This is a genomic window from Streptomyces sp. DF42 (genome assembly GCF_058267695.1).
Genome location: NZ_CM177859.1, coordinates 7,272,737 through 7,296,186 on the forward strand (window position 1 = coordinate 7,272,737; position 23,450 = coordinate 7,296,186).

22 protein-coding genes and 1 pseudogene are annotated in these 23,450 nt (G+C 69.1%); 16 read left to right on the forward strand and 7 right to left on the reverse strand.

Annotation, left to right across the window (positions count from 1 at the left end):
- The first annotated feature begins 221 nt into the window (after positions 1-221).
- Together ACYUED_RS33400 and ACYUED_RS33405 are read left to right on the forward strand one after the other, a co-directional pair.
- Positions 222-1,049, forward strand: coding sequence for an enoyl-CoA hydratase family protein (locus tag ACYUED_RS33400; RefSeq protein WP_491288231.1), 828 nt, complete (start codon positions 222-224; stop codon positions 1,047-1,049).
- Positions 1,034-3,463, forward strand: coding sequence for a bifunctional salicylyl-CoA 5-hydroxylase/oxidoreductase (locus ACYUED_RS33405; protein WP_491288233.1), 2,430 nt, complete (start codon positions 1,034-1,036; stop codon positions 3,461-3,463). The genes ACYUED_RS33400 and ACYUED_RS33405 overlap by 16 nt, the downstream gene beginning before the upstream one ends.
- A 38-nt stretch (positions 3,464-3,501) precedes the next feature.
- Here ACYUED_RS33405 and ACYUED_RS33410 read toward each other — a convergent pair whose 3' ends face one another.
- Both ACYUED_RS33410 and ACYUED_RS33415 read right to left on the reverse strand, forming a co-directional pair.
- Positions 3,502-4,314 (reverse strand): PaaX family transcriptional regulator, encoded by an 813-nt coding sequence (locus ACYUED_RS33410; protein ID WP_491288235.1) that lies wholly within the window; start codon positions 4,312-4,314, stop codon positions 3,502-3,504.
- A 15-nt stretch (positions 4,315-4,329) separates the two neighbouring features.
- Positions 4,330-5,970, reverse strand: a complete 1,641-nt coding sequence (locus ACYUED_RS33415) for an AMP-binding protein (protein WP_491288237.1) — start codon at positions 5,968-5,970, stop codon at positions 4,330-4,332.
- 125 nt (positions 5,971-6,095) lie between these two features.
- On the opposite strand from ACYUED_RS33415, the gene ACYUED_RS33420 reads away from it, so the two are divergent.
- Positions 6,096-7,478: an acyl-CoA dehydrogenase family protein gene (locus ACYUED_RS33420; RefSeq protein WP_491288239.1), complete on the forward strand. Its 1,383-nt coding sequence runs from the start codon at positions 6,096-6,098 to the stop codon at positions 7,476-7,478.
- Complete coding sequence (locus ACYUED_RS33425) at positions 7,475-7,873, forward strand: RidA family protein (RefSeq protein ID WP_491288241.1); 399 nt, start codon at positions 7,475-7,477, stop codon at positions 7,871-7,873. Before ACYUED_RS33420 ends, ACYUED_RS33425 begins: the two co-directional genes overlap by 4 nt.
- A 196-nt stretch (positions 7,874-8,069) precedes the next feature.
- On the opposite strand, the gene ACYUED_RS33430 is transcribed toward ACYUED_RS33425, so the two are convergent.
- Positions 8,070-8,264, reverse strand: coding sequence for a DUF5999 family protein (locus ACYUED_RS33430; RefSeq protein WP_491288243.1), 195 nt, complete (start codon positions 8,262-8,264; stop codon positions 8,070-8,072).
- Between the two features lie 226 nt (positions 8,265-8,490).
- On the opposite strand from ACYUED_RS33430, the gene ACYUED_RS33435 reads away from it, so the two are divergent.
- Positions 8,491-8,964 carry a DUF6299 family protein gene (locus tag ACYUED_RS33435; protein WP_491288245.1) on the forward strand — a complete coding sequence of 158 codons (474 nt, stop codon included), beginning with the start codon at positions 8,491-8,493 and terminating at the stop codon, positions 8,962-8,964.
- A 216-nt stretch (positions 8,965-9,180) separates the two neighbouring features.
- Positions 9,181-9,906 (forward strand): glycoside hydrolase family 16 protein, encoded by a 726-nt coding sequence (locus ACYUED_RS33440; protein WP_491288247.1) that lies wholly within the window; start codon positions 9,181-9,183, stop codon positions 9,904-9,906.
- Between the two features lie 503 nt (positions 9,907-10,409).
- Here ACYUED_RS33440 and ACYUED_RS33445 read toward each other — a convergent pair.
- The 4 genes and pseudogenes from ACYUED_RS33445 to ACYUED_RS33460 all read right to left on the reverse strand — a co-directional run.
- Entirely contained in the window at positions 10,410-10,958 is a 549-nt protein-coding gene (locus ACYUED_RS33445; protein ID WP_491288250.1) for a shikimate kinase, read from the reverse strand.
- Positions 10,958-12,142, reverse strand: a complete 1,185-nt coding sequence (gene aroC / locus ACYUED_RS33450) for a chorismate synthase (protein ID WP_491288252.1) — start codon at positions 12,140-12,142, stop codon at positions 10,958-10,960. Before aroC ends, ACYUED_RS33445 begins: the two co-directional genes overlap by 1 nt.
- A gap of 60 nt (positions 12,143-12,202) precedes the next feature.
- Positions 12,203-13,030, reverse strand: a complete 828-nt coding sequence (locus tag ACYUED_RS33455) for an AfsR/SARP family transcriptional regulator (protein ID WP_491294542.1) — start codon at positions 13,028-13,030, stop codon at positions 12,203-12,205.
- A 90-nt stretch (positions 13,031-13,120) separates the two neighbouring features.
- A pseudogene (locus ACYUED_RS33460) lies at positions 13,121-13,414 on the reverse strand (helix-turn-helix domain-containing protein); the annotation flags it as partial.
- A gap of 599 nt (positions 13,415-14,013) precedes the next feature.
- Here ACYUED_RS33460 and ACYUED_RS33465 point away from each other — a divergent pair.
- The 10 genes from ACYUED_RS33465 to ACYUED_RS33510 all read left to right on the forward strand — a co-directional run bounded on the left by ACYUED_RS33465 (position 14,014) and on the right by ACYUED_RS33510 (position 23,431).
- A complete protein-coding gene (locus tag ACYUED_RS33465; protein WP_491288256.1) occupies positions 14,014-14,343 on the forward strand; it encodes a hypothetical protein in 330 nt (109 codons plus the stop codon).
- Positions 14,340-14,642 (forward strand): ArsR/SmtB family transcription factor, encoded by a 303-nt coding sequence (locus ACYUED_RS33470; RefSeq protein WP_491288258.1) that lies wholly within the window; start codon positions 14,340-14,342, stop codon positions 14,640-14,642. The genes ACYUED_RS33465 and ACYUED_RS33470 overlap by 4 nt, the downstream gene beginning before the upstream one ends.
- A 126-nt stretch (positions 14,643-14,768) precedes the next feature.
- Entirely contained in the window at positions 14,769-16,406 is a 1,638-nt protein-coding gene (locus ACYUED_RS33475) for a DHA2 family efflux MFS transporter permease subunit (protein ID WP_491288259.1), read from the forward strand.
- A gap of 113 nt (positions 16,407-16,519) precedes the next feature.
- Positions 16,520-16,972 (forward strand): SRPBCC domain-containing protein, encoded by a 453-nt coding sequence (locus tag ACYUED_RS33480; protein WP_491288263.1) that lies wholly within the window; start codon positions 16,520-16,522, stop codon positions 16,970-16,972.
- A complete protein-coding gene (locus tag ACYUED_RS33485) occupies positions 16,969-17,322 on the forward strand; it encodes an ArsR/SmtB family transcription factor (protein ID WP_491288266.1) in 354 nt (117 codons plus the stop codon). Before ACYUED_RS33480 ends, ACYUED_RS33485 begins: the two co-directional genes overlap by 4 nt.
- Positions 17,323-17,545: 223 nt before the next feature.
- Positions 17,546-18,859 (forward strand): AMP-binding protein, encoded by a 1,314-nt coding sequence (locus ACYUED_RS33490; protein ID WP_491288269.1) that lies wholly within the window; start codon positions 17,546-17,548, stop codon positions 18,857-18,859.
- A gap of 22 nt (positions 18,860-18,881) precedes the next feature.
- On the forward strand, positions 18,882-20,402 hold the full coding sequence (locus ACYUED_RS33495) for an amidohydrolase family protein (protein ID WP_491288271.1): 1,521 nt from the start codon (positions 18,882-18,884) through the stop codon (positions 20,400-20,402).
- Positions 20,403-20,404: 2 nt separating this feature from the next.
- Entirely contained in the window at positions 20,405-21,988 is a 1,584-nt protein-coding gene (locus ACYUED_RS33500) for an FAD-dependent monooxygenase (protein WP_491288274.1), read from the forward strand.
- Positions 21,989-22,048: 60 nt separating this feature from the next.
- Positions 22,049-22,651, forward strand: coding sequence for a malonic semialdehyde reductase (locus tag ACYUED_RS33505; protein ID WP_491288277.1), 603 nt, complete (start codon positions 22,049-22,051; stop codon positions 22,649-22,651).
- A 66-nt stretch (positions 22,652-22,717) separates the two neighbouring features.
- Positions 22,718-23,431 carry a DsbA family oxidoreductase gene (locus tag ACYUED_RS33510; RefSeq protein WP_491288279.1) on the forward strand — a complete coding sequence of 238 codons (714 nt, stop codon included), beginning with the start codon at positions 22,718-22,720 and terminating at the stop codon, positions 23,429-23,431.
- Positions 23,432-23,450 lie beyond the last annotated feature (19 nt).

A 23,450-nucleotide genomic window follows, 5' to 3' on the forward strand; every position in this document is an offset into this window, starting at 1 on the left:
GCTTACCCGTAACAACGGCTTGCCTCGCGCGGCCGCTCCCACCGTTGCCGCTCTGTCGACGAGCCGTGACGGATGTGACCGGGCCGGGTCAGATCCGGCCAGCCCTATCGCGGACTCGTGACGACAGTCAAAGATGAGTGATAGCTTCGAAGGGCAGAGCTCTCAGTACGGCAGTGCCCGCCCCGCGAGGAGGGTGCCCGCCCCCGAGGAGGCCGCACGTCATGAGTCCCTTCACCGGCTCCGCAGCCCGCACCGCCCGCTGGGAGCACCTGCGCGTCGAGCTCACCGACGGTGTCGCCCAGGTGACGCTGGCCCGCCCCGACAAGCTCAACGCGCTCACCTTCGGCGCCTACGCCGACCTGCGCGACCTGCTCGCCGAGCTGTCCCGCGAGCGAGCGGTACGGGCCCTGGTGCTGGTCGGCGAGGGCCGCGGTTTCTGCTCCGGGGGCGACGTCGACGAGATCATCGGCGCGACCCTGTCCATGGACACCGCGCAGCTCCTCGACTTCAACCGCATGACCGGCCAGGTCGTACGTGCCGTACGGGAGTGCCCGTTCCCCGTGATCGCCGCGGTGCACGGAGTGGCGGCGGGCGCGGGCGCGGTCCTGGCCCTGGCCGCGGACTTCCGCGTGGCCGACCCCACGGCCCGCTTCGCGTTCCTCTTCACCCGCGTGGGCCTCTCCGGCGGCGACATGGGCGCCGCGTACCTGCTGCCGAGGATCGTCGGCCTGGGCCACGCGACCCGTCTGCTGATGCTGGGCGAACCGGTCCGCGCGCCGGAGGCCGAGCGCATCGGCCTGGTGAGCGAGCTGACGGACGAGGGTCGGGCGGACGAGGCCGCGATCGCTCTGGCCCGCCGCCTGGCCGACGGCCCGGCACTGGCGTACGCCCAGACGAAGGCGCTCCTGACGGCCGAGCTGGACATGCCCCTCGCCGCCTCCGTCGAACTCGACGCCTCCACGCAGGCCCTCCTGATGAACGGCGAGGACTACGCGGAGTTCCACGCGGCGTTCACGGAGAAGCGCCCGCCGAAATGGCAGGGCCGATGATGCCAACCCCAGCGACATCCCCCCAGGGGGCGCGGGCAACTGCGCGACCGGCCACTACGAACCTCCAGTCGCCGGACAAGCCCGCCGCCCCCCTGCGAGTGGCGATCATCGGCGGCGGCCCCGGAGGCCTGTACGCCGCCGCCCTGCTGAAACAACTCGCCCCCGACCGGCAGGTCACCCTCTGGGAACGCAACGCCCCCGACGACACCTTCGGCTTCGGAGTCGTCCTCTCCGACGAGACCCTCGGCGGTATCGAACACGCCGACCCCGTGGTGTACGAGGCCCTGCAGAAGGACTTCGTACGGTGGGACGACATCGACGTCGTGCACCGAGGAGTACGGCACACCTCCGGCGGCCACGGATTCGCGGCGCTCGGCAGGCGACGGCTCCTGGAGATCCTGCACGACCGCTGCCGCGCCCTCGGCGTCGACCTGCGTTTCGGCTCCGAAGCGCCCTACCCCGACTGGCTGGCCGAGACATACGACCTGGTCATCGCTGCCGACGGGGTCAACAGCGCCACCCGCGAGGCCCACGCCCACGTCTTCGGCCCCCAGGTGACCACCCACCACTGCCGCTACATCTGGCTCGCCGCCGACTTCGCCTTCGACGCCTTCCGCTTCGAGATCGCCGAGACCGAACACGGCGTGATGCAACTCCACGGCTACCCCTATTCCCGCCCGTCGCCCGACCACGGCCCCGCGACCGGGCCCTCCGGGTCGCAGACTCGATCCCCCGCCTCCACCGTGATCGTCGAGATGCGCGAAGAGGTGTGGCAGGCGGCCGGATTCGCCGCCCTCGACGAGACCGAGTCCGTCGAGCGCTGCGCCAAGATCTTCGCGGACGCGCTCGGCGGCTGGCCCCTGCGCTCCAACAAGTCGGCCTGGACGACCTTCCGCACGGTGACCAACGAGCACTGGTCGCACGGCAACGTCGTGCTGCTCGGCGACGCCGCCCACACCGCCCACTTCTCCATCGGCTCCGGCACCAAGCTCGCCGTGGAGGACGCCCTCGCGCTGACCGCCTGCCTGGAGGAACAGCCGTCCCTGGACAAGGCGTTGGCCGCCTACGAGGAGGAGCGCAGGCCCGTCGTCGCCTCCACCCAGCGGGCCGCCCGCGCCAGCCTGGAGTGGTTCGAGAACCTGCGTCTCCATCTCGACCAGCCGCCCCGCCAGTTCGCCTTCAACCTGCTCACCCGCAGCCGCCGCGTCACCCACGACAACCTCCGCCTGCGCGACTCCCGCTTCACCGGCGCCGTGGAGCACGAGTTCGGCTGCCCGCCCGGTACGCCCCCGATGTTCACGCCCTTCCGGCTGCGCGGTCTGACCCTGCGCAACCGGGTCGTGGTCTCACCCATGGACATGTACTCGGCCACCGACGGCGTCCCCGGCGACTTCCACCTCGTCCACCTGGGCGCGCGGGCGCTCGGCGGCGCCGGGCTGGTGATGACCGAGATGGTGTGCGTCAGCGACGAGGGCCGGATCACCCCGGGCTGCACCGGCCTCTACACCGGCCGGCAGGGCGAGTCGTGGAAACGGATCCTCGACTTCGTGCACACCCGGTCCCCGGGCACCGCGATCGGCGTGCAGCTCGGTCACTCCGGCCGCAAGGGCTCGACCAGGCTGATGTGGGAGGGCATGGACGAGCCGCTGGAGGAGGGCAACTGGCCGCTGACGGCCGCCTCCCCGCTCCCGTACAAGCCGGACAGTCAGACCCCGCGGGAGCTGACCCGTGCTCAACTCACCGACATCCGCGAGCAGTTCACGTCGGCCGCCCGGCGTGCGGCCCGTGCCGGCTTCGACCTCCTTGAACTCCACTGCGCTCACGGCTACCTGCTCTCCGGCTTTCTCTCCCCGCTGACCAACCGCCGCACCGACGCCTACGGCGGCTCGCTCGGCGAACGCCTGCGCTTCCCGCTGGAGGTCTTCGACGCCGTACGCGGGGTCTGGCCCGCGGAGAAGCCGATGACCGTCCGTATCTCCGCGACCGACTGGGCCGAGGGCGGCACGACGGCCGAGGACGCCGTCGAGATCGCCCGCGCCTTCACCGCCCACGGCGTCGACGCGGTCGACGTGTCGACGGGACAGGTCGTGGCCGACGAGCGGCCGGAGTTCGGGCGGTCGTACCAGACGCCGTACGCGGACCGCATCCGCCACAGCGTCGGTGTCCCGGTGATCGCGGTCGGCGCGATCTCCTCCTGGGACGACGTCAACTCGCTGATCCTGGCCGGGCGGGCGGACCTGTGCGCCCTCGCCCGCCCCCATCTCTACGACCCCCACTGGACCCTGCACGCGGCGGCCGAGCAGGGTTACGACGGCCCGGGCGTCTCCTGGCCGGCCCCCTACCGCGCGGGCAGCCGCCGCCCGCAGACCGGTCGGACGGACGCCCCCAAGCCCCGGCTCACGCTCGGGATCTGATCTCGGGTCGCGTGAATGGCGCATGTGGTTCGCGGACGTCAGACGCCCGCGAACTCGGCCCCCGCGTCCCTGAGCCGCGCATGCAGACCCCGGAAGACGGCGGCCGAGCGGACGCCGGGCCAGTCCTCGGGGAGGAGAGAGGCGGGCAGTCCGGGGTCGGCGTAGGGCAGGTGGCGCCAGGAGTCGAGGGCGAGGAGGTAGTCGCGGTAGGCCGCCTCGGGCGAGGTGCCGGTCCGGTGCTCCCACTCGTGCAGCACCGGCGCGTGCCGGTCCAGGAACGCCTCGTGCTCCTTGGCGATCGAGGCCAGGTCCCACCAGCGGGCAACCGCCTGAGCGGTCGGCGCGAACCCCAGGTGCTCGCCGCGGAACAGATCGACGTACGGGTCCAGGCGCAGCCGCTGCAGGGTGTGCCGGGTCTCCTCGTACAGGCCCGCGGGGGCGATCCACACCCCGGGTGCCGCCGTGCCGAAGCCGAGCCCCGCCAGGCGGGAGCGCAGCACGTGCCGCTTCTGCCGCTCCGACTCCGGCACGGAGAACACGGCGAGCACCCAGCCCTCGTCCTCGGGCGGTCTCGTGACGTAGATGCGCCGGTCGCCGTCGTCGAGCAACTGGCGGGCGTCCGGCGACAGTTGGTATCCGGCCGCGCCCTGGTCCGTGCGGGCCGGCGACAGCAGCCCGCGCCGTTTGAGACGGGACACCGACGAGCGCACGGAGGGCGCGTCCACGCCGACCGCGGCCAGCAGCCGGATCAGTTCGGCGACGGGCACGGGGCCCGGCGCGAAGCGGCCGTACGCGCCGTAGAGCGTGACGATGAGAGACCGTGGTGCATGCTGGTCGGACACGTTGATCATCTTAGGTCGTCGGCATCAGTGCTGGTCACCTTCGGTGTCGCGTTCGACGGCACCTCGGGCCCCCTGCCCGGCGTCACGTTCGGTGCGCAGTCTGAACCGCTGCAGCTTGCCCGTCGCCGTGCGCGGCAGTGCGTCCAGGAAGACGACCTCGCGGGGGCATTTGTAGGGCGCCAGCTCGGACTTGACGAAGGTGCGCAGCGAGTCGGCGTCCCGCTCGGCGCCCTCCCTGAGGACGGCGTACGCCACGACCACCTGCCCGCGCGCCTCGTCGGGGCGCCCCACGACGGCCGCCTCCACCACATCCGGATGACGCAGCAGAGCGTCCTCGACCTCCGGCCCGGCGATGTTGTACCCGGCCGAGATGATCATGTCGTCGGCGCGTGCGACGTAGCGGAAGTAGCCGTCGCCGTCGCGGACATACGTGTCACCGGTGACGTTCCAGCCGCCCCGCACATAGACGCGCTGGCGGGGATCGGTGAGGTAGCGGCAGCCGACGGGCCCGCGTACGGCCAGCAGCCCCGGCTGTCCGTCGGGCACGGGCTCCCCGTTCTCGTCCTGCACGCGCGCGTGCCAGCCCGGTACGGGCACGCCCGTCGTGCCGGGCCTGATCCGCTCGTCGGCCGCGGAGATGAAGATGTGCAGCAGCTCGGTGGCGCCGATGCCGTTGATGATGCGCAGCCCGGTCCGCTCGTACCAGGCCTGCCAGGTGGCCGCGGGCAGGTTCTCGCCGGCCGAGACGCAGCGGCGCAGGGACGAGATGTCGTACGCGTCGAGCTCGTCGAGCATCGCGCGGTAGGCCGTCGGCGCGGTGAACAGCACGGAGACCCGGTGCCCGGTGATCGCGGGCAACAGCTGCGTGGGATGGGCCTGTTCGAGCAGGAGCGCACTGGCGCCGGCCCGCATCGGGAAGATCACCAGCCCGCCGAGCCCGAAGGTGAAGCCGAGCGGAGGGCTGCCCGTGAAGACATCGTCCGCATGTGGTTGCAGCACATGTCTGGAGAAGGTGTCCGCTATCGCGAGCACATCCCGGTGGAAGTGCATGCACCCTTTGGGGCGGCCGGTCGTGCCCGAGGTGAACGCGATCAGTGCGACGTCGTCGGCCGCGGTGGCGACGGTGGGATAGGGGGTGTCGGGCGCCGCGCGGCGCAGGAGGTCGTCGGGGGCGTCGCCGCCGTACGTCGTGGTCCGCAGCCCCGGTATCTCGGCCTTCGCCAGGTCGTCGACGGCCCGTATGTCGCACAGGGCGTGCCGTACCCCGGCGATCTCGCAGATCGCGGTCAGCTCGTGGGGGCGCTGCTGGGCCAGCACGGTGACCGCGACCGCGCCCGCCTTCAGCACGGCCAGCCAGCAGGCCGCGAGCCAGGGCGTGGTCGGGCCGCGCAGCAGGACGCGGTTGCCGGGAAGCACACCGAGGTCGCGGGTGAGGATGTGCGCGACACGGTCGACGCGGGCGCGGAGGTCGGCGTACGTCCAGGAAGGGCCGGCGGGGGTGTGGAACACCGGCCGGCGGGGGTCGGCGTGGTCCAGGAGTTCGGCGGCGCAGTTCAGCCGATCGGGGTAACGCAGCTCCGGCAGATCGAAGCGCAGTTCGGGCCACTCCTCGGGCGGCGGGAGGTGGTCGCGCGCGAAGGTGTCGACATGGGCCGAGACGTTCATGGCGGTGCGCCCCCTTGCCGTTCTGGCCGTCGTGGTGGGCTCGCGCCTTGAGCGTATCGTGTTGGTGACGACAGTCAACGGTACGCGATACCGTCGGGGGAGGCGCGGAGGAGAGGGGACCGGCAATGCCCGCATTCTCGCTCGAACCGGAACAGATCGCCCGGTGTGGAGCACTGCGCACCACGGCCGCGGAGCGGCTGCGCCCGCTCGCCGAGAAGGGGGAACCGGGGCACGTCAATCGTGCGCTCGTCGCGGAGCTGGGCGCGCTCGGGCTTCTGGAGCGGCTGTTCGGCTCGGGTGCCCTGGACCTGTGCCTGATGCGGGAATCCCTGGCATACGCCTGTACGGAGGCGGAGACGGCGCTGGCCCTGCAGGGGCTCGGCGCCCATCCGGTGCATGCCTGCGGCACCCCGGCCCAGCGCGACCGCTGGCTGCCGAAGGTCATCGAGGGCTCAGCGGTGGCCGCCTTCGCCCTGACGGAGCCGGGGGCGGGGTCGGATGCCGGCGCGCTGGGACTGCGCGCCCAGCCGGAGTCCTCGTGGTCGGGCGGCACGGGGCGGGCCGCCGCTGCCCCGCGGGTGGCGACCGGCGAGACGGGCGCGCCCGCTCCCGAGGGGAACGCGGGGCCGGATGGCCGGCGGTCGGGTGACGTCCGCACGGCCGTATCCGGTGATGCGCCGTCCGGCGGTGCGCGGTCCGGCTACGGGCCCGTCGGCCCCGGCGCGTCCTCCGGTGCCGGAAACCGCGATCCGATCCCGGCCGATTCCCTCGCCGCCGAACCCGACGGTCGCGCCGCCTGGCGCCTCACCGGCGAGAAGTGCTGGATCTCCAACGCGCCCGAGGCCGACTTCTACACCGTCTTCGCCCGCACCACCCCCGGCGCCGGTGCCCGCGGCGTGACCGCGTTCCTCGTGCCGGCCGATCGTCCCGGGCTCACCGGCGCGCCCCTCGACATGCTCTCGCCGCACCCCATCGGCGCCCTCGACTTCGATGCCGTGCCCGTCACCGCGGACGATGTGCTCGGGGACGTCGACGGCGGGTTCCGGGTCGCCATGGGGACCCTCAACCTGTTCCGCCCCAGCGTCGGCGCCTTCGCGGTCGGCATGGCACAGGCGGCGCTCGACGCGACCCTCGCGCACACCTCCCAACGAGACGCGTTCGGCGGCAAGTTGAAGGACCTGCAGACCGTCGCCCACCAGGTCGCCGAGATGGCGCTGCGCACCGAGGCGGCCCGGCTCATGGTGTACGCGGCGGCGACGGCGTACGACGAAGGCGCCCCCGGTGTCCCCCGGCGCGCGGCCATGGCGAAGCTGATCGCCACCGAGACCGCGCAGTACGTCGTCGACAGGGCCGTCCAGCTGCACGGCGCCCGCGCCCTACGCCGCGGCCACCTGCTCGAACACCTCTACCGCGAGGTGCGGGCCCCGCGCATCTACGAGGGTGCGAGCGAGGTCCAACGAGGCATCATCGCCAAGGAGTTGTACGCCGACCTGGAGGCATCCGAGTGAGCACCGAGCGCGTCAACCCGCCCGACCTCTCCCCGCCGACGGGCTTCTCCCACGCGGTCGTCGCAACCGGCACCCGCCTCGTCTTCCTGGCCGGCCAGACCGCCCTCGACGCCGACGGCAAGGTGACCGGCGACACCCTCCCCGACCAGTTCGAGCGCGCCCTCACCAACCTGCTCACCGCCCTGCGCGCGGCGGGCGGCACCCCCGCCGACCTCGCCCGCGTCACCGTCTACGCCACCGACGTCGCCGCGTACCGCATCCATGCCCCCGAACTGGGCCGCCTCTGGCGGGAGTTGGCGGGCCGTGACTATCCGGCGATGGCAGTCGTGGAGGTCGTACGCCTGTGGGACGACAAGGCGATGGTGGAACTCGACGGGTTCGCCGTGCTGCCCTAGGGCCTGTTGCGAATGTGGCGTCTGCCGCGCGACGCCTGGCACGCACTCTCGCCGCACCGCCCGAAAGCCCGAGTACGCCCAGTACGAGGGCTTCCGGACGGCACGCCGAGAGCACGCACCGGACGCCGCGCGGCCGCCCTTCGGGCGACGACGCCACTTTCGCAACAGGCCCTACAGTAGTGGCCCGGCAGGGCGCTCAGGCGGCGATGGCCAGCCGCTCGGCGGGCAGCCGGTGCGGCCCGACGGCCCGGCCGTCGGGCGTCAGCTCGCCCGTGTCGTCGAACACGATCGCGCCGTCGCACAGGAGGCTCCAGCCCTGCTCGGGGTGGGCGGCGACGATGTGCACGACGTTGGCGTCGAGGGAAGGGCACGAGGACTGGTGGGAACACATGGCGCACCTCCACGTCGGTCGGGACCCTCCGTCGGGCCCCTATGGACAGACCATGCTCCCGCCGCGAACTCACCGGAACGGCCGGACGTGAAGCGTGACAACACGCGGACAACACCCGGACGGTTCCACGACCGTCGATGCGGACTCGCCACCGAGTGGGTGACGGTCACGGCCGGAGGTCCGCCCGGCGGGTACCAGTGGAAGCCCCACCCACAGGAGGTTTCCGATGTCCAAGCGTCCCGCCCTGGCCCTCGCCGCCGGTGCCGCGCTGTTCCTGCTCGCCGCTCCCGCCGTCCCGGCGGCCGCGGCCCCGCACCCCACGGCCGCCGATCTGCAGGAGTCGGTGACCGTCGACCCGAAGGGCCGCATCGCGGAGGACGGCACCATCACCCTCACCGGCACCTACCGCTGCGTCGGCAGCACGGGCCCGGCCTTCGTCAGCTCCTCCGTGCTCCAGACCGCCTCGGACTCCTCCGTCAGCCCGAGCTCCTCGACCGTGATCCAGGGGATCGGCGGCACCATGGCCGTGTGCGACGGCGTGACACACCGGTGGGAGAACACCAGCAAGCCCTCGCCGGCCATCGGCCCGGGCACGGTCGGGGTCGAGGCCACGGTCACCGAGCTCCGCTTCCACGGCATCCTGCCGCTGCCCCAGTTCCACGCCGATGAGCGGCACGACGTCGCCCTGACCAAGGACTGACCGCCGTCCCGTCGCGCCGCCGTACCGCACCGGTCGGCGGCGCGCGGCATGTGGCGGGCACACCGCCCGCGCCACGGATGTCTTCAACTCCGGAAACCAGGAAACGATCCAGCGCCGCGCATCTTGTCAAACGTTGAACGGACTTCTACAGTCCGGCGATACAGGGAGCGTGGGACCGCTCCCGCGCCCCCACGTCATCCGAGCAATGGAATCGCGATGTCATCTGCCATCCTCAGGCCGGGACGCCTGATAGTCGCCGCGCTGGCGGCGCTGTCACTGCTTCTGCTGGGACAGCCGCAAGCCCACGCGGCGTCCTGGGGAAGCCCCCAGACCGTCAACTCGTGGAACACCATCAACGGACGTTGGACCGCCAACCACGAGCTGGAGACCTACACCCCCGGCTGCGTCTGGTACGAGGGCAGCACCCTCGTCATCAAGACCTACAAGTCGGGCGGCACGTACTACTCCGGCCGCGTGGAGTCCAAGGCCCTCTACGGCTACGGCACTTACAGCTTCACCGCCAACATGCCCAACGGCCAGGGCCTCCTGCCGGCGGTATGGGCGGCCTACCTGAATCCGTGGCTGCCCGAGTTCGACGCCGCCGAAATCGTCGGCCAGAACCCGAACACCGTCTTCCAGACCTCGCACGACGCCAACAACACCCAGAACCAGTTCTCGAAGAACAATTCCGCGGGCTGGACCAACGCGTACCACAAGTACTCGTTCACCTGGTGGCCCGATCACATCGACTTCGCGGTGGACGGCACCATCACCGGCACCAAGTGGTACACCACCGCCCCGGGTGTCGGGATGCACTTCATCGTCAACACCGCGGTCGGCGGCGACTGGCCGGGCGACCCCAACGACTCGACATGGGCCACGTCGGACGGCGCGAGGTACCTGAAGGTCTCCTCGATCACGTACACCCCGTACTTTCCGTAGGGGTCCCGCTCCGGGAGCCGCCTTGGAGGCACGGCACCTGCCTTCGAGGCGGCCCACGATGATCGGCGACTCGGATGTCGCGGAAGAGACCAGCGAGTGCCGTGACCTGCTGCGATGGGCGGCCGCTGGCCGCTGACCCGCATGAATGGCCTTTCGGCTGTTTCACGCTCGTACCCACTGATGCAGCCGGAAGTCCCGGGAAAGTCCCAGGGAACTCCCACTGCCCGCGGTCTACCGCTTGGCATTTCGACCCGCGCCCACAAGGTGACTGACCGACAGAAACCCGCCACGGACGAGGTGGACGCGCACCTCCTTCGTGTGCGGGATGTGTCTGACGGTTGGTGTGCGCCCCTGCTCGGACGGCGCCTCTGGTGCCTCGAGTTGGTCCGGAAGGCTGGGAATTGAACAGTCACCCCGCCCAACTCGCATGGATGCCGCAGGGGCGTGTCGAGGCTGTGGGCAAGCACGCCGGCTCATCCCGGTGCGTCGACGCCGGGTCGTCCCTACCGGTGGTCGGGGCCGGCGGACTGGTTCGCACGCTTCTCCGCAAGTCCGAGAGCGTTGAGCACCGCGTCGGCGACCTGCTCGGGGGCCAGATGATCGGTGGGCACCACGGAGCGGGCGACCTCGGCGTACAGGGGACGGCGGACCTGCATCAGTTCTCGCCAGCGCTGCTGAGGGTTGCCGACGAGGAGCGGACGCGACGTGTCCAGATGCAGACGCTTGGCTGCTTCCTCCGCGCTGACGTCGAGGAAGGCCACGGGCAGACCGTAGAACCGGGCGCGAAGGGAAGGCGCGAGGACGGAGCCGCCTCCCACCGCCAGCACGCCCTGGTGCTCGGCCAGTGCCACCCGCACGGCCTTCGCCTCCAGCAGGCGGAAGTAATCCTCGCCGTCGTGGAGAAATATGTCGGCGATCGATCGGCCCTGCCGGGCGATGACGTCATCGTCGGTGTCTCGATACGCCACGTCCAGCCGCTCGGCAAGCAGCCGACCGACAGTGGACTTTCCGACCCCCATCGGGCCTACGAGCACTACTCGCGGGCTGGCCATCAGCGCACCACCAGGTGGTCCAAGTAGCCGCGGACGTTGCGGCGTGTCTCCGCGATGCTGTCGCCGCCGAACTTCTCCGCGACCACATCCGCGAGCACGAGTGCGGCCATCGCCTCGGCGACGATCCCGGCTGCCGGAACGGCGCACACGTCCGAACGCTGGTGGTGGGCCTGCGCGGATTCACCCGTCGATACGTCCACCGTGGCCAGCGCACGCGGCACAGTGGCGATCGGTTTCATGGCGGCGCGCACCCGCAGCACGTCACCGGTGGACAATCCGCCCTCGGTGCCGCCGGAACGATGCGACTTGCGCCGTACGCCCTCGGGGCTGGGCTCGATCTCGTCGTGCGCCTGCGAACCCACGACGCGGGCCAGATCGAAACCGTCGCCGATCTCCACCCCCTTGATGGCCTGAATCCCCATCAGCGCCCCGGCCAGCCGTGCGTCCAGCCGTCTGTCCCAGTGCACGTGGGAGCCGAGGCCGGGAATCATCCCGAACGCCAGCACCTCGACAACCCCACCGAGCGTGTCGCCGTCCTTGTGCGCCCGGTCGATCTCCTCGACCATCGCCGCCGAAGCGTCCGCGTCGAGACAGCGCACCGGATCCTCGTCGAGCCTCGCCGTGTCCCCCGGAACCGGGACGACTCCGCGCGGCGCCTTGGCCGCGCCCAGCTCGACCACGTGCGAGACGATGTCGACACCAACCGACTCCTTCAGGTACGAACGGGCGACCGCGCCGAGCGCGACTCGGGCAGCGGTCTCCCGCGCCGACGCTCGCTCCAGCACGGGACGAGCCTCGGAGAATCCGTACTTCTGCATCCCCGCCAGGTCGGCATGGCCGGGGCGGGGACGGGTCAACGGTTCATTTCGGGCCAGGCCGGCCAGCACCTCCGGCCCGATCGGGTCGGCCGCCATCACCTGCTGCCACTTGGGCCATTCGGTGTTACCCACCATGATCGCGACCGGGGAGCCGAGGGTCAGGCCGTGCCGTACTCCGCCCACGAGGGTTACCTCGTCGCGTTCGAACTTCATACGCGTACCGCGGCCATGACCCAGACGCCGCCGCGCCAGTGCTGTTGTCACCGCCTCAGTGGTGACCGGTACGCCCGCGGGCAGTCCCTCCAACGTCGCGACCAGGGCGGCGCCGTGCGACTCTCCTGCTGTCAGCCAGCGCAAGGTACCCAACGGAACTCCTCTGCGGGTTCGACACATCCTTGTTTCCAGCCAGATCATCGAGAGCCGCCGTCACCCCCGGCTGGGCACCAACTGGGCGTTTGCGGGGACGATCTGGTTGTGCAGGATCTGTTCGTAGGTGTCGAGCAGCACACGGCTTGGTGTGACGCCGAGCTGCTCCATGAGCTCGGTGCGCACGGTGTGGAAGACGTTCAGCGCCGCGGCCTGATGACCGATGCCGGCGAGGGCGACCATGAGACATGCCTGGGCCTGCTCGTTGAGCGGGTCGCGCTGCACCAGGCCCTCGATGTGGCCGAGTGCCCGGGCATACTCCCGCTGGGAGAAGCAGGTCTCGGCGAACTCGACGACTGCGGCCGCCCATCGGCGGAGCAGGAACTCGAGCAGCGGGCTCTCCCGCAGGACGTCCAGGTCGCAGAGCGGTTCCGCCTGCCACAGGGCGAGAGCTCGCTCGTACCACTCGGCAGCCAGGTCGTTGTCCGACGATTCCCGAGCCAGGCGTGCTTCCCGGTACATCCATTCGAAGGCGAGTAGATCGATGTCGGTGTCGCCGCTCTGCAGGCTGTAACTGTTGCCTCGCCGGACCAGTTCTATCCCCGTGCTCCGGTTTCCCCGCCCGGGGACGCGAAGGAGCCGCCCCAGACGGGTGACATACGTCTGGACCAGGCTCGGGGCGCTCTCCGGCGGTTCCTCCGGCCACAGTACGTCGCTCAGCGCATCACGATGGATCCAATGATTAGCCCTAACCGCAAGGAACCCCAGGAGGACGCGCTGACGAAGGCCTCCCGGCGTGAGCAAACGGCTGCCGCGGTGGACGGTGAGAGGGCCGAGGACTTGGATGCTGAGCTCGCTGCTCCCGTTGAAGTCCGCAGTCGGTGACATGGAACTAGCGGTCGCGGCATTCGCTGAAGGAAGCATATTCGCGTTGCGTGCAGCCGATACATCAATTCCCGCAGAGGAAAGTACGTCGGCTATCTTATCTATCGATCCGCGATGTGGGCGTGCTGTTCTCCCTTGCTCCAGATCGCGAATCATTCCCACGCTGACCTTGGCTCGCTCTGCAAAGTCCTGCTGAGTGATCCCCGCCTTCCGGCGATACTTTTGGACCGCTGAGCCAAATGTCTCGTGTTTAGCTTCGTGCCTTCCCACGTTAACCCCCTGTCGTGGATCTACTTTTTTCGTGCACTGCCCGCAGGAGAGGAAGAACCCGGGCTGGAGCGATGGCAGCCGTGCTGCGGGCAGCGAAGGTCCTTCACGAGTGAACATCGTGAAGGGCGTGTCGGTGAGCCAGGGAAGCAACTGTCCGCGCCGTCCAGCGGTGCGGTGAAGCGCTTTCGACCTGGTAGTTGCCGACGGTCAGGTCTTTGTTTGGCCGCAGCTCCCCCCCATGTGGTCGGGGTGACGGGAAGCGCTCTGACCAGGTCGGCAGCTGAATCCCGGGAAGCAGCATTGATCCCCGGGGCGCATTTGGTGTGCTCACGCCACAGAAATAGATTCCCTGACTCTGCAATCAAGGCAGGAGTCGACCTCCGCGTGGCGGCTTCGGAGGCGGGCTGCGCGTTCAATGGCCCGTAACGAGCTGACGGCTTGCAAATCAAATCCCCCGTACAAGTGCTTGCTCTTTTGCAGGTCTTTGCAGTCTTTGCCAAACCTTTTCAAACGAATGCTTCTGGTTGGTCATCCGGTATTGGTCTAGAGCAACCTTCAGCTTGCACTGTCAGGCCCAATAACAAACCAGCCACGAGGCTGTGTCAAGTCGGTTCCCGGGTGGGTCCTGCCACGTCGATTCTCGGAACGAGAGGTTCCGGAAGTGATCGTTCTGGTCGCCTGGCGGCGGTTGACCATACTTAGCAATCCTGCTTAGAGTGAGCGTCATGGCTAATCAAACCGTGGTCTGGACGTACCGGGTGCGGCCGGATGCCGAGGAGGAGTTCCTCAAGGTGCTCGTCCGGCAGTGGCCGACGCTGCGTGATCTCGGCTTCGCGACGGACACGCCTGCGATGATCTGTCGCAGCGTCGAGGGGTCACCGACGTATGTCGAGATCTTCACCTGGACGGAAGGGAGTCCCGGGCCGGCGCACGATCATCCGGATGTGATCGACATCTGGGAAGCGATCGAGCCGCTCCTGGAAGAGCGCGACGGGCTCCCCAAGCAGGAGTACCCGCTCTTTGAGCAGGTACAGTCCGAGGCGTGACAGCTCCTCAGCCGCGCGGCCTCGCCGAGCTCGAGGCGATGGACGCTGTGTTCTCCGCTCTGGCGCATCGATCACGCCGGACGATCCTGTCGGTGCTGCGAGCCCGTGGCGGTGAGATGACCTCCGGCGCCATCGCGTCCCGCTTCGACTGCGCCTGGCCCACCACCAGCCGTCACCTCCGCGTGTTGGAAGAGGCGGGTCTGGTGGAGGTGGTCCTGCAGGGCCGTGTGCGGGTCTACCGCCTCAACAAGGAACGACTCAACAGCGTCGTCGGGCAGTGGGTCGCGCGCTTCGACTGAGTGCGTTGACCGGCTCATGCCCCTTCACGGGGGCCGTTGCGCTGCCCGCCGCCTCACGCCCCCCGTCGGCGAGCTCTCCCGAACGCCTTTCGATCTGACTCTCCGGCAGAGAGAGGGAGTATTTCTATGAGCAGATGGCGCGGAAACCCCTGGGCCATGCTGTTAACGCTGTCCCTTGGCTTCTTCATGACCATGCTCGATCTGACGATCGTCAATGTGGCGATCCCGAGCATCATTTCCAGTCTTCACGCCTCGCTCGACGACATCGGCTGGGTGATCAACGGCTATGTGATCGTCTTGGCGGTGCTCCTCATCACCGCAGGGCGCCTGGGCGACCTTCGCGGTCCGCGGAATCTCTTCCTGGCGGGCGTCGCCTTCTTCGTTCTGTCGTCCATGGCCTGCGGCTTCGCGCAGTCCCCAGGGCAACTGATCGCTGCCCGGGCCGTGCAGGGGCTGGGGGCGGCTCTTCTGCTCCCGCAGACGATGACCATCATCATCTCGACCTTTCCGCCTGCGAAACGCGGTACCGCGTTGGGTATCTGGGGTGCGGTCGCGGGAGTAGCCACTGTCGTCGGGCCCACTCTGGGCGGGCTTCTGGTCACGGCGGCGAGCTGGCGCTGGGTCTTCTTCATCAATGTCCCCATCGGTGTGGCCGTGATCGTGATGGGCCTGGCCCTGCTTCCCGATACCGGGCCCGGACGCAAGGCGCCTCTCGATCTCCCCGGCGTGCTCCTGGCCAGCGTCGGCCTGGTGCTGCTGACCTTCGGTCTGGTGGAGGGACACCGTTACCAATGGGGATCCGTCTGGGGCTGGGTCTCGATTCCGCTGATCATCGCAGCGAGCATGGTCTTCCTGGGCCTCTTCGTGTCCCAGCAGGCCCGCAAACAGCAGCGGCAGCCGCTCGTGCCGTTCTCCCTGTTCCAAGACCGCAACTATGCCTTGATGAACGGCGCCAACATCATGGTCTCCGTCGCCATGGTGGGGACCTTCCTGCCGCTGTCCATCTACATGCAGTCGGTCCTCGGCTACAGCGCTCTCAAGACCGGACTGGTCATGGCGCCCTTCGCGGTGTTGTCCATGTGCGTCGCCCCGGTCTCCGGCCGTCTGGTCGACAAGATCGGCGGCAAGTACATTCTGCTGGCGGGCTTCGTGCTGTTCGGGATCGGCATCCTCTACGTGCTGTTGGTGGCGCGTGTGGACTCCGACTGGTACGTCTTCCAGCCCGGCTTCGTGATCGGCGGCCTTGGTCTCGGCTGCACCTTCGGCCCCATGCAGACCCTCGCCACCTACAGCGTCCCGCCGCGGCTGGCCGGGGCAGCATCCGGCGTGCTCAACAGTGTCCGCCAACTCGGCTCTGTCCTCGGCGGCCTGATCGTGGTGACCGTCCTGGAGAACCGCCTGGTCTCCGAGGCCGACTCTCGAGCCCGCGCGGCGGCGGCCGGGCTTCCGGCCCAGTCCCGGGACGGGTTCCTGACTGCCATGCACCGGGCGGCCTCCGCCGGCGCAGACGCGGGAGGCGGCCGTTCGTCCCTCTCCCTCCCGGCGGACACACCAGCCTCGATCGCCAAGCACCTCCAGGCCACGGGCGGGCAGGTCTTCTCCCACGCCTATGTCGCCTCGCTCATCCCCACCCTGTCAGCGGTGGTCGTGGCGATGGTGATCGGAGCGGTGCTGTGCCTGGGGGTCAAGTCGGCAAGCCGCCCCGAGCAGCAGCCTTCGGGCCCTCGACCGCGAGGCAGTGAAACGCCGGCCGCCGCAGGCTGACACCGGTACGGGCCGCTGCACACAGCATTTCCCTGCCAAGACACGCAACCAAGTGGTTGCGGGTCTCAACAAGTGCCGCCCCTGCGTGGCACGTTCACGGAAGGTGGATCCTCATGGTCGACAACACCATCGAGCGCGAAATCCTCGTCCAGGCTCCCCTGGAGAAGGTGTGGTCGGTACTGACCGAGGCCGAGTTCCTGGGCAGCTGGTTCGGCAATGGCAACCCCGTCAAGCTCGAGCTCCGCCCCGGCGGCCTGCTCCTCTTCGACCACGGCGTCCACGGGGCCATCCCGGCCCGGATCGAGAAGGTCGAGCAGCCCCGTCTGCTCTCGTGGCGCTGGTCGCAGGGCGACGCGGGGGAGGAGCCCACGGCTGAGAATGCCACTCTTGTCGAGTTCTTCCTGGAGAAGGACGAGCAACTCGGGGGCACGCGGGTACGGCTCGTCGAGAGCGGCTTCTCCGCCCTCGCTCTGCCGGCCGAGGAACTCGCGACCCGGTACCAGGCGAACAGCCAGAACTGGCCCGGCAAGCTGGCACAGTTCCGAGAGCACATCGAACAGCGGTGATCAGCCCCGGCGGCAGAGACGTCGAGGACATCCTGCTGGCCCTGGCTGATCCCACACGCCGTCGGATACTCGACACCCTCGCCACCCGAGGAAGCGGAACCGCCACATCCCTGGCGGGTGGCCTTCCGGTCACCCGCCAGGCTGTGGTGAAGCACCTGGCAGTTCTCGAACGAGCCGGACTGGTGATCGGGGAACGCGTCGGCCGCGAGGTCGTCTACCAAATACGGTCACGGCCCCTGAACATCACGGCTCGCTGGATGAGCGACCTCGCCACTTCTTGGGAGCTGCGACTCGGCATGCTCAAGAAGACCGCGGAAGCAGACCCACCCAGCGAGACAGCAGCAGGCTGACTCTCCGCACGCCCATCCGATCCGGCACCGGACCACTTCCCGTAGCCCCATTCCGGGGAGGTCCTCAACGGGACGTAAACCCACAGGTCAAGGCAGCGCCACACGGTGCTGACTACGGGACTCCCGGCCCCTGCGCACCGACGGCTCCGTGCAGAGCACGGCGCAAATACTGGGCCCACTGCCCCATACAGCAGGAACCGCCCATCTTCACAAGGGAGTTGTGATGGCCCGTGCACTGCCCCAGCCCGGTGATTGGGAGAGTTTCGAAGAACTGAGGGCGCTTCAGGACAAGCGGCTGCCGGACGTTCTGAGCCAGGCGGCGCGGTCGCCGCTCTACCGGGAGCGCTTCGGCGAGGACGCCGCCACCGGTGCGATCGATTTCGCCGACGTCGGGATCACCACGAAAGAGGACCTCGCCAACAGCTATCCGTTCGGCCTCCTCGCCGTCCCGCAGGAGGAGCTCGCGGCCTACTTCGAGTCCAGCGGATCCGGCGGCAGGGTCACGCCCGCCTTTTACACGGAAGAGGACTTCCAGGACCTCATCGAGCGGTACGCGCGCAAGACCGTTCAGATACGTCCCTCGGACATCTTCCTGGTCCGCAGCCCCTACGCGCTCGGCCTCGCCGCCAACCTCACCCACCTCGTGGCCCGGCACTACGGGGCGACCGTGGTGCCCGGGGACAACCGCTCCTCGGTCATTCCCTATCCGCGCGTCGTCCGCGTTCTGCACGACCTCGGTGTGACGATCGCCTGGTCGAATCCGACCGACTGCCTGCTGTGGGCCGCCACCGCGCGACGGGCAGGGCTGGACCCTGCCACCGACTTCCCCGCCCTGCGAGCGCTGTTCGTCGGCGGTGAGCCGCTGTCGCCGGCTCGTCGCGCACGCATCAGCCGCATGTGGGGCGGCATCCCCGTACTCGATGAGTACGGATGTACGGAGATCGGCAGCCTCGCCGGCTACTGCACCGAGGACAACCTGCACTTCTGGGCAGACCGGATCAAGCCCGAGCTCTACGACACCGAAACGGGAGAGCTGCGGTCCGAGGGCGAGGGCGAGCTGGTGCTGACCTCGCTCTATCTCGAAGGCATGCCGCTGGTCCGCTACAACATCCACGACCGCGCCAGGATCACCTACGAGGACTGCGCCTGCGGCCTCAAACTGCCGCTGATCGAGGTCCTGGGACGCACCATCCAGGGGTACCCCGTCACCGGCATCCGCATCACCCAGTTCCAGCTGGAGGACGTCGTCTTCTCGCTGCCCGACGAACTGGACGTCCTGTTCTGGCGTGCCCGCGCGGAATCCGACCTGCTCCACATGCAGATCGAGGCCGAGGACACGCACGCCGAGCAGGCCAAGACCCTGCTCGAGAAGGCCGTGCGCGACACGTTGGGCGTTCCCGCTTCGGTGGAGGTGCTGCGTCCGGGAGGCCTCGTTCCGGACAGCGTGATCGTCAACCCCCGGCAGTCACTCAAGCCCCGCGGGCTGTACGGCCCTGGAGAGAACTGGGAGCAGGCCATTGTCTTCCCCGAGTCCTGAGACCGCGCCAGGAGCCACGGCCATGAGCAGCACTTCCGCACAAGCAGCCACGAGCGCCCCCGAGCCGATCCTGATCCGCGGTGGCTTCGTCTACACCGCCGACGCCGACGACCGGATCCACCCCGATGGTTCGGTTCTCATCGTGGACGGGACCGTCGCAGCCGTCGGGCCACAGGCAGACGTCGAGACGGCACTCGGCCGCATGGCCCCCGAGATCCGCGGTCGGCTGCGCACCGTCGAGGCCGACGGAATGATGGTTCTGCCCGGCCTGGTCAACGCGCACTGGCACGACATGTTCGCCATGCGCGCCGCCTTCCGCGGAGCCCTGCGCCCGCACGACGACCGCCACGACGCTCCGGGCTTCCTTGCCCGCGGCGGCGACATGCCCCTCATCTCCTCGCTCTTCGACCGCTTCTGCGGCCTGATCGACGAGCTCACCCCGGACGAAGCGGAAGCGATCGCCCGCTACTCCCTGTGGACCCAACTCGTCTGCGGCACCACCACCCTCGGGGATGTCGGTTCCCTCAACCGCCCGGATGCGCTCGCGACAGCTGCCAGGGACCTGGGCATCCGCTGCGCGGTCAGCACATGGGCCGGCGACCTTGTCTGCGAACCCGGGCAGAACACCCCCAAACGCACCCGAGACACCGACACGCTGCTCGCCGACCTGGAGGAGCTGTTCCGCAGCTGCGCGGCCGACCCGACCGGTCTGACCCGCGCCCGGCCCTCCGCCGTCTACATCACCAACCTGTCCGACGAACTCGGCGTCGGTCTCGCCGAGATCGTGGCCCGCCACGACTCGACGTTCGCCACGCACGTCGGTGCGCAGAGCAGGGAAAGCGCGTTCGTCCAGGACTACTTCGGCCTCACACCGATCCGCCGGCTCGACAAGCTGGGACTGCTCAACGACCGGCTGATGGCGGTGCACTGCGCGTATGCCGACGACGAGGAACGCCAGTTGCTCCTCGACCGCGGCGTCCACATCAACCACTCACCCGCCAAGTACGGGCCCTCCGGCGAGGCGACCATCAGCCACACCCGACTGATCACCGATCTCCTGCACGCCGGGGCCGAGGTGTCGCTCTCCACCGACGGAACCACCTTCCCGGTGGGCGGGATGCCGGAGAACATGCGGGCCGCCTGGCAGATGCACAACGAAATCCAGGCCGACCAGACCGCCTTGCCGCCGACCCAGGCCCTCGCCATGGCCACCCGCACCGCCGCCCGCGGCCTGCGCTGGGACGACCAGGTGGGCAGCCTGGAAGTCGGGAAGCAGGGCGACGCCGTCCTCGTCCCCGTCCGCGACTGGCGCTACCTGCTCAACTCCCGCCCGCTCGAGGCATTCCTCATGCTGGGCGGCTCGTCGGACATCCACACCGCCGTCGTCGGCGGCCATGTCGTACTCGAGGACGGCCGCTCCACCCGCTTCGACGCGCACGAGCTGGAGGCCGAGTACCTGAAGGCTCTGCGCTCCTTCTCCGCCCGCATCCCGGGCGTCGATCCGCAGCAACTGGACGCCGTACTGGCCGGAAAGGGGAACTGACCGTGCCCGAGACCCCCGTACTGATCATCGGCGCCGGCCCTGTGGGCGCCACACTCGCGCTGGAACTCGCCCACCACGGAGTGGCGTCCACCGTCATCGAGCGCTCCGAGATCCCCAAGCACCCCAAGATGGACTACCTCAACGCCCGCAGCATGGAGTTGCTGCGCCGGCTGGGACTCGCGGACGAGCTCCGCACGATGGGCGTGCCCGGTGACCATGAGCTCAACTTCCTGTGGACCAAGACCTTCGCCGAACCCCCGATCACGGAGTGGCACTACCCCTCGGTCGACGAGTTCCGGCGGATGATGGCGAAGACCAACGACGGCACTCTGCCCTGCGAGGCGTACCAGCGGGTCATCGGCTCCCGGCTGGAGGAGCTGTCCAGGCAGCGCTGCCGCGAGAACCCCCTCATCGAGCTGCGCGAAGGCTGGTCCTTCAAGAGCCTCACGGCGGACGACGACGGGGCCACCGCAGAGGTAGTCCAGGTCGACGGCGACAAGAGCGAGCAGCTCCGGGCCCGCTACCTCGTCGCCTGCGACGGTGCCAACAGCGCGGTGCGCCGTGCCGTGGGCATCGAGACCGAGGAGGTCGGCCCGGTCTCGCAGAACGCCAATGTCTACTTCCGCAGTGCCGATCCCCAGCTGCTGCAGCACGGCCGCTTCTTCCTGGCCATCGGGGCAGCGGGACTCACCCTGGTCTCGCGCGACGGCCGGGACACCTGGACCGCGGTCTTCCCCCGGTTCGACGGCAAGCCCTTCGAAGGCGACCCGGCACCCGAGCTGCGCCGGCTCCTCGGCATCGACCTGCGGATCGACGAGCTGATCTCCGTGGCCAACTGGGAGAACCGGCTGGCCATCGCGGCCTCCTACCGCAAGGGCGCGGTCTTCCTCGCCGGGGACGCCGCCCACCAGTACTTCCCGTCCGGCGGGCACGGCGCCAACACCGGCATCGGTGACGCCGTGGACCTCGGGTGGAAGCTGGCCGCCGTGATCAACGGGTGGGCCGGCTCGCGCTTCCTGGACAGCTACGAAGCCGAGCGCCGTCCCGTCGCCGTCTTCAACCGCGAGATGTGCTTCAACCTCATGGAGGTCTGGCGGCGCTTCATCATGCTGGACAAGGCACATGCCTCTCCGGCTCAGCTCGCCGGCTACCTGGACCACCAGGCGTACCAGACCCAGGCCCTCGGGATCCATTTCGGCTACCGATACAACAATTCGCCCATCGTGGCGCGGGACACCAGCACGGGCGAGCCCGCTTGGGACACCCACAGGATCATCCCCACCACGTGGCCGGGCGGCCGAGCCCCCAGTGTGCGACTGGCAGACATGGACACCGAGATCTTCGACCTACTGGGCCCGGAGATGACGCTGGTCGACATGTCCGGGGCCGGGGCCGGCGAGCCTTTGGTCACCGAAGCCGCGGACCGCGGCATACCGCTACGTCATCTGCGGATCGACGACGCGAATGTCCGCGCCGTCTGGGAGCGCGACCTAGTACTCGTCCGCCCCGACCAGCACGTCGCCTGGCGTGGCAATCAGCTCCCGGCCGACACCACAGCTCTGCTCGCTCTCGTCAGCGGGCAGTAGGCGGCCGCCCGACACGGCGGCCCGCGACCGAATCCGTTCCATCAGGACAGGAGTTCCTTGATGACTTCCGAGCACATAGTCCTCGACAAGGCCGCGCAGGACCTGCTCTTCCGTGAGGCCCACACCGCCAACACCTTCACCGACGAGCCGGTGGGCGAGGACCAGATCAGGGCGCTGTACGACCTGGTCAAGTGGGCGCCCACATCCTTCAACCAGCAGCCGCTGCGGGTTGTCCTGGTGCGTTCGGAGGAGGCCCGGGCCCGCCTGGTGCCGCTGATGATCGAGAGCAACCAGGAGAAGACCGGCAAAGCCCCTCTGGTTGCCATTCTGGCCGCCGACACGGAGTTCACCGAGCACCTGCCGACGCAGTTTCCGGTCTTCCCGCAGGCAGGCGACATCTTCTTCGCCGACCCTCACGTGCGTGAGGAGTCCGCGAGGCTGAACGCCAGCCTGCAGATCGCCTACTTCGTCCTCGGAATCCGCGCCCTCGGGCTGGCCGCCGGTCCCATGAGCGGCTTCGACACCGAGCGGTTGAACAAGGAGTTCTTCCCCGACGGCACACAGAAGGCGCTGGTCGTCGTGAACATCGGCAAGCCCGGCCCCGACGCCTTCTACCCCCGCTTTCCCCGCCTGGAGTTCGAGCAGGTCTTCACCACGCTCTGACCACACCACGGCACGGGGACGCCGCACAGCAGGCGTCCCCGTGCCCCGCCTGAAGGAATCTCAATCATGACCACTGCGGACGACGACCTGGTCAACCCGCAGCCAGGGACGGTCACTGTCTGGTCCGACATCGGCTGCCCATGGGCCACCCTGGCACTTCACACCCTGCGAACACAGGCACTGGAGCAGGGCGTGGAGCTTCACATCGACCACCGGGCCTTCCCTCTGGAACTGTTCAACCAGATGCCGACACCCAAGAGCATCATCGACGCCGAGATGGTGATCATCGCCGGACGTGTACCCGAACTCGGGTGGCGGCTGTGGGACGCGCCCGAACACACCTTCCCGGTCACCACTCTGCCTGCGCTGGAAGCCGTCCAGGCGGCCAAGGACCCCGAAGTCGGTGGCCTCCGCGCCAGCAGCGAACTGGACTTCGCGCTGCGACGGGCCTTCTACGTCGACAACCGGTGCATCAGCATCCACTCGGTAATCCTGGAGGTCGCCGCCTCGTGCGTTCATGTGGACGAAACCGCTCTCGCGGACGCGATGGCTCGCGGAGGGGGACGGCAGACCGTGTACGAACAGTGGCAGCGCGCGGAACGAACCGATGTCCAAGGAAGCCCCCACGTGTTCACCGCCACCGGATACGACCGGCACAACCCCGGTGTGACGTACCACTGGACGGGGCGCCCGCCCATCGTGGGCGGCAACGGCTTCCCGGTGCTGGAGAACTACGACCCCAACTGGGCCACCGAGCTCGTGGACAAGGTCGCCAAGTAGTCCGTGCCGTTCGGCCTCG

What these genes read in the sequence shown, in the direction of transcription:
- ACYUED_RS33430 (WP_491288243.1), bottom strand. Translation starts at nt 8,264, where the DNA reads ATGTGTTCCCACCAGTCCTCGTGCCCTTCCCTCGACGCCAACGTCGTG.
- ACYUED_RS33415 (WP_491288237.1), bottom strand. Translation starts at nt 5,970, where the DNA reads ATGAACGTCTCGGCCCATGTCGACACCTTCGCGCGCGACCACCTCCCG.
- ACYUED_RS33405 (WP_491288233.1), top strand. Translation starts at nt 1,034, where the DNA reads ATGGCAGGGCCGATGATGCCAACCCCAGCGACATCCCCCCAGGGGGCG.
- ACYUED_RS33510 (WP_491288279.1), top strand. Translation starts at nt 22,718, where the DNA reads ATGACCACTGCGGACGACGACCTGGTCAACCCGCAGCCAGGGACGGTC.
- ACYUED_RS33400 (WP_491288231.1), top strand. Translation starts at nt 222, where the DNA reads ATGAGTCCCTTCACCGGCTCCGCAGCCCGCACCGCCCGCTGGGAGCAC.
- ACYUED_RS33480 (WP_491288263.1), top strand. Translation starts at nt 16,520, where the DNA reads ATGGTCGACAACACCATCGAGCGCGAAATCCTCGTCCAGGCTCCCCTG.
- ACYUED_RS33495 (WP_491288271.1), top strand. Translation starts at nt 18,882, where the DNA reads ATGAGCAGCACTTCCGCACAAGCAGCCACGAGCGCCCCCGAGCCGATC.
- ACYUED_RS33505 (WP_491288277.1), top strand. Translation starts at nt 22,049, where the DNA reads ATGACTTCCGAGCACATAGTCCTCGACAAGGCCGCGCAGGACCTGCTC.
- ACYUED_RS33475 (WP_491288259.1), top strand. Translation starts at nt 14,769, where the DNA reads ATGAGCAGATGGCGCGGAAACCCCTGGGCCATGCTGTTAACGCTGTCC.
- ACYUED_RS33445 (WP_491288250.1), bottom strand. Translation starts at nt 10,958, where the DNA reads ATGGCCAGCCCGCGAGTAGTGCTCGTAGGCCCGATGGGGGTCGGAAAG.
- ACYUED_RS33410 (WP_491288235.1), bottom strand. Translation starts at nt 4,314, where the DNA reads ATGATCAACGTGTCCGACCAGCATGCACCACGGTCTCTCATCGTCACG.
- ACYUED_RS33490 (WP_491288269.1), top strand. Translation starts at nt 17,546, where the DNA reads ATGGCCCGTGCACTGCCCCAGCCCGGTGATTGGGAGAGTTTCGAAGAA.
- ACYUED_RS33420 (WP_491288239.1), top strand. Translation starts at nt 6,096, where the DNA reads ATGCCCGCATTCTCGCTCGAACCGGAACAGATCGCCCGGTGTGGAGCA.
- ACYUED_RS33440 (WP_491288247.1), top strand. Translation starts at nt 9,181, where the DNA reads ATGTCATCTGCCATCCTCAGGCCGGGACGCCTGATAGTCGCCGCGCTG.
- ACYUED_RS33435 (WP_491288245.1), top strand. Translation starts at nt 8,491, where the DNA reads ATGTCCAAGCGTCCCGCCCTGGCCCTCGCCGCCGGTGCCGCGCTGTTC.
- ACYUED_RS33455 (WP_491294542.1), bottom strand. Translation starts at nt 13,030, where the DNA reads ATGTCACCGACTGCGGACTTCAACGGGAGCAGCGAGCTCAGCATCCAA.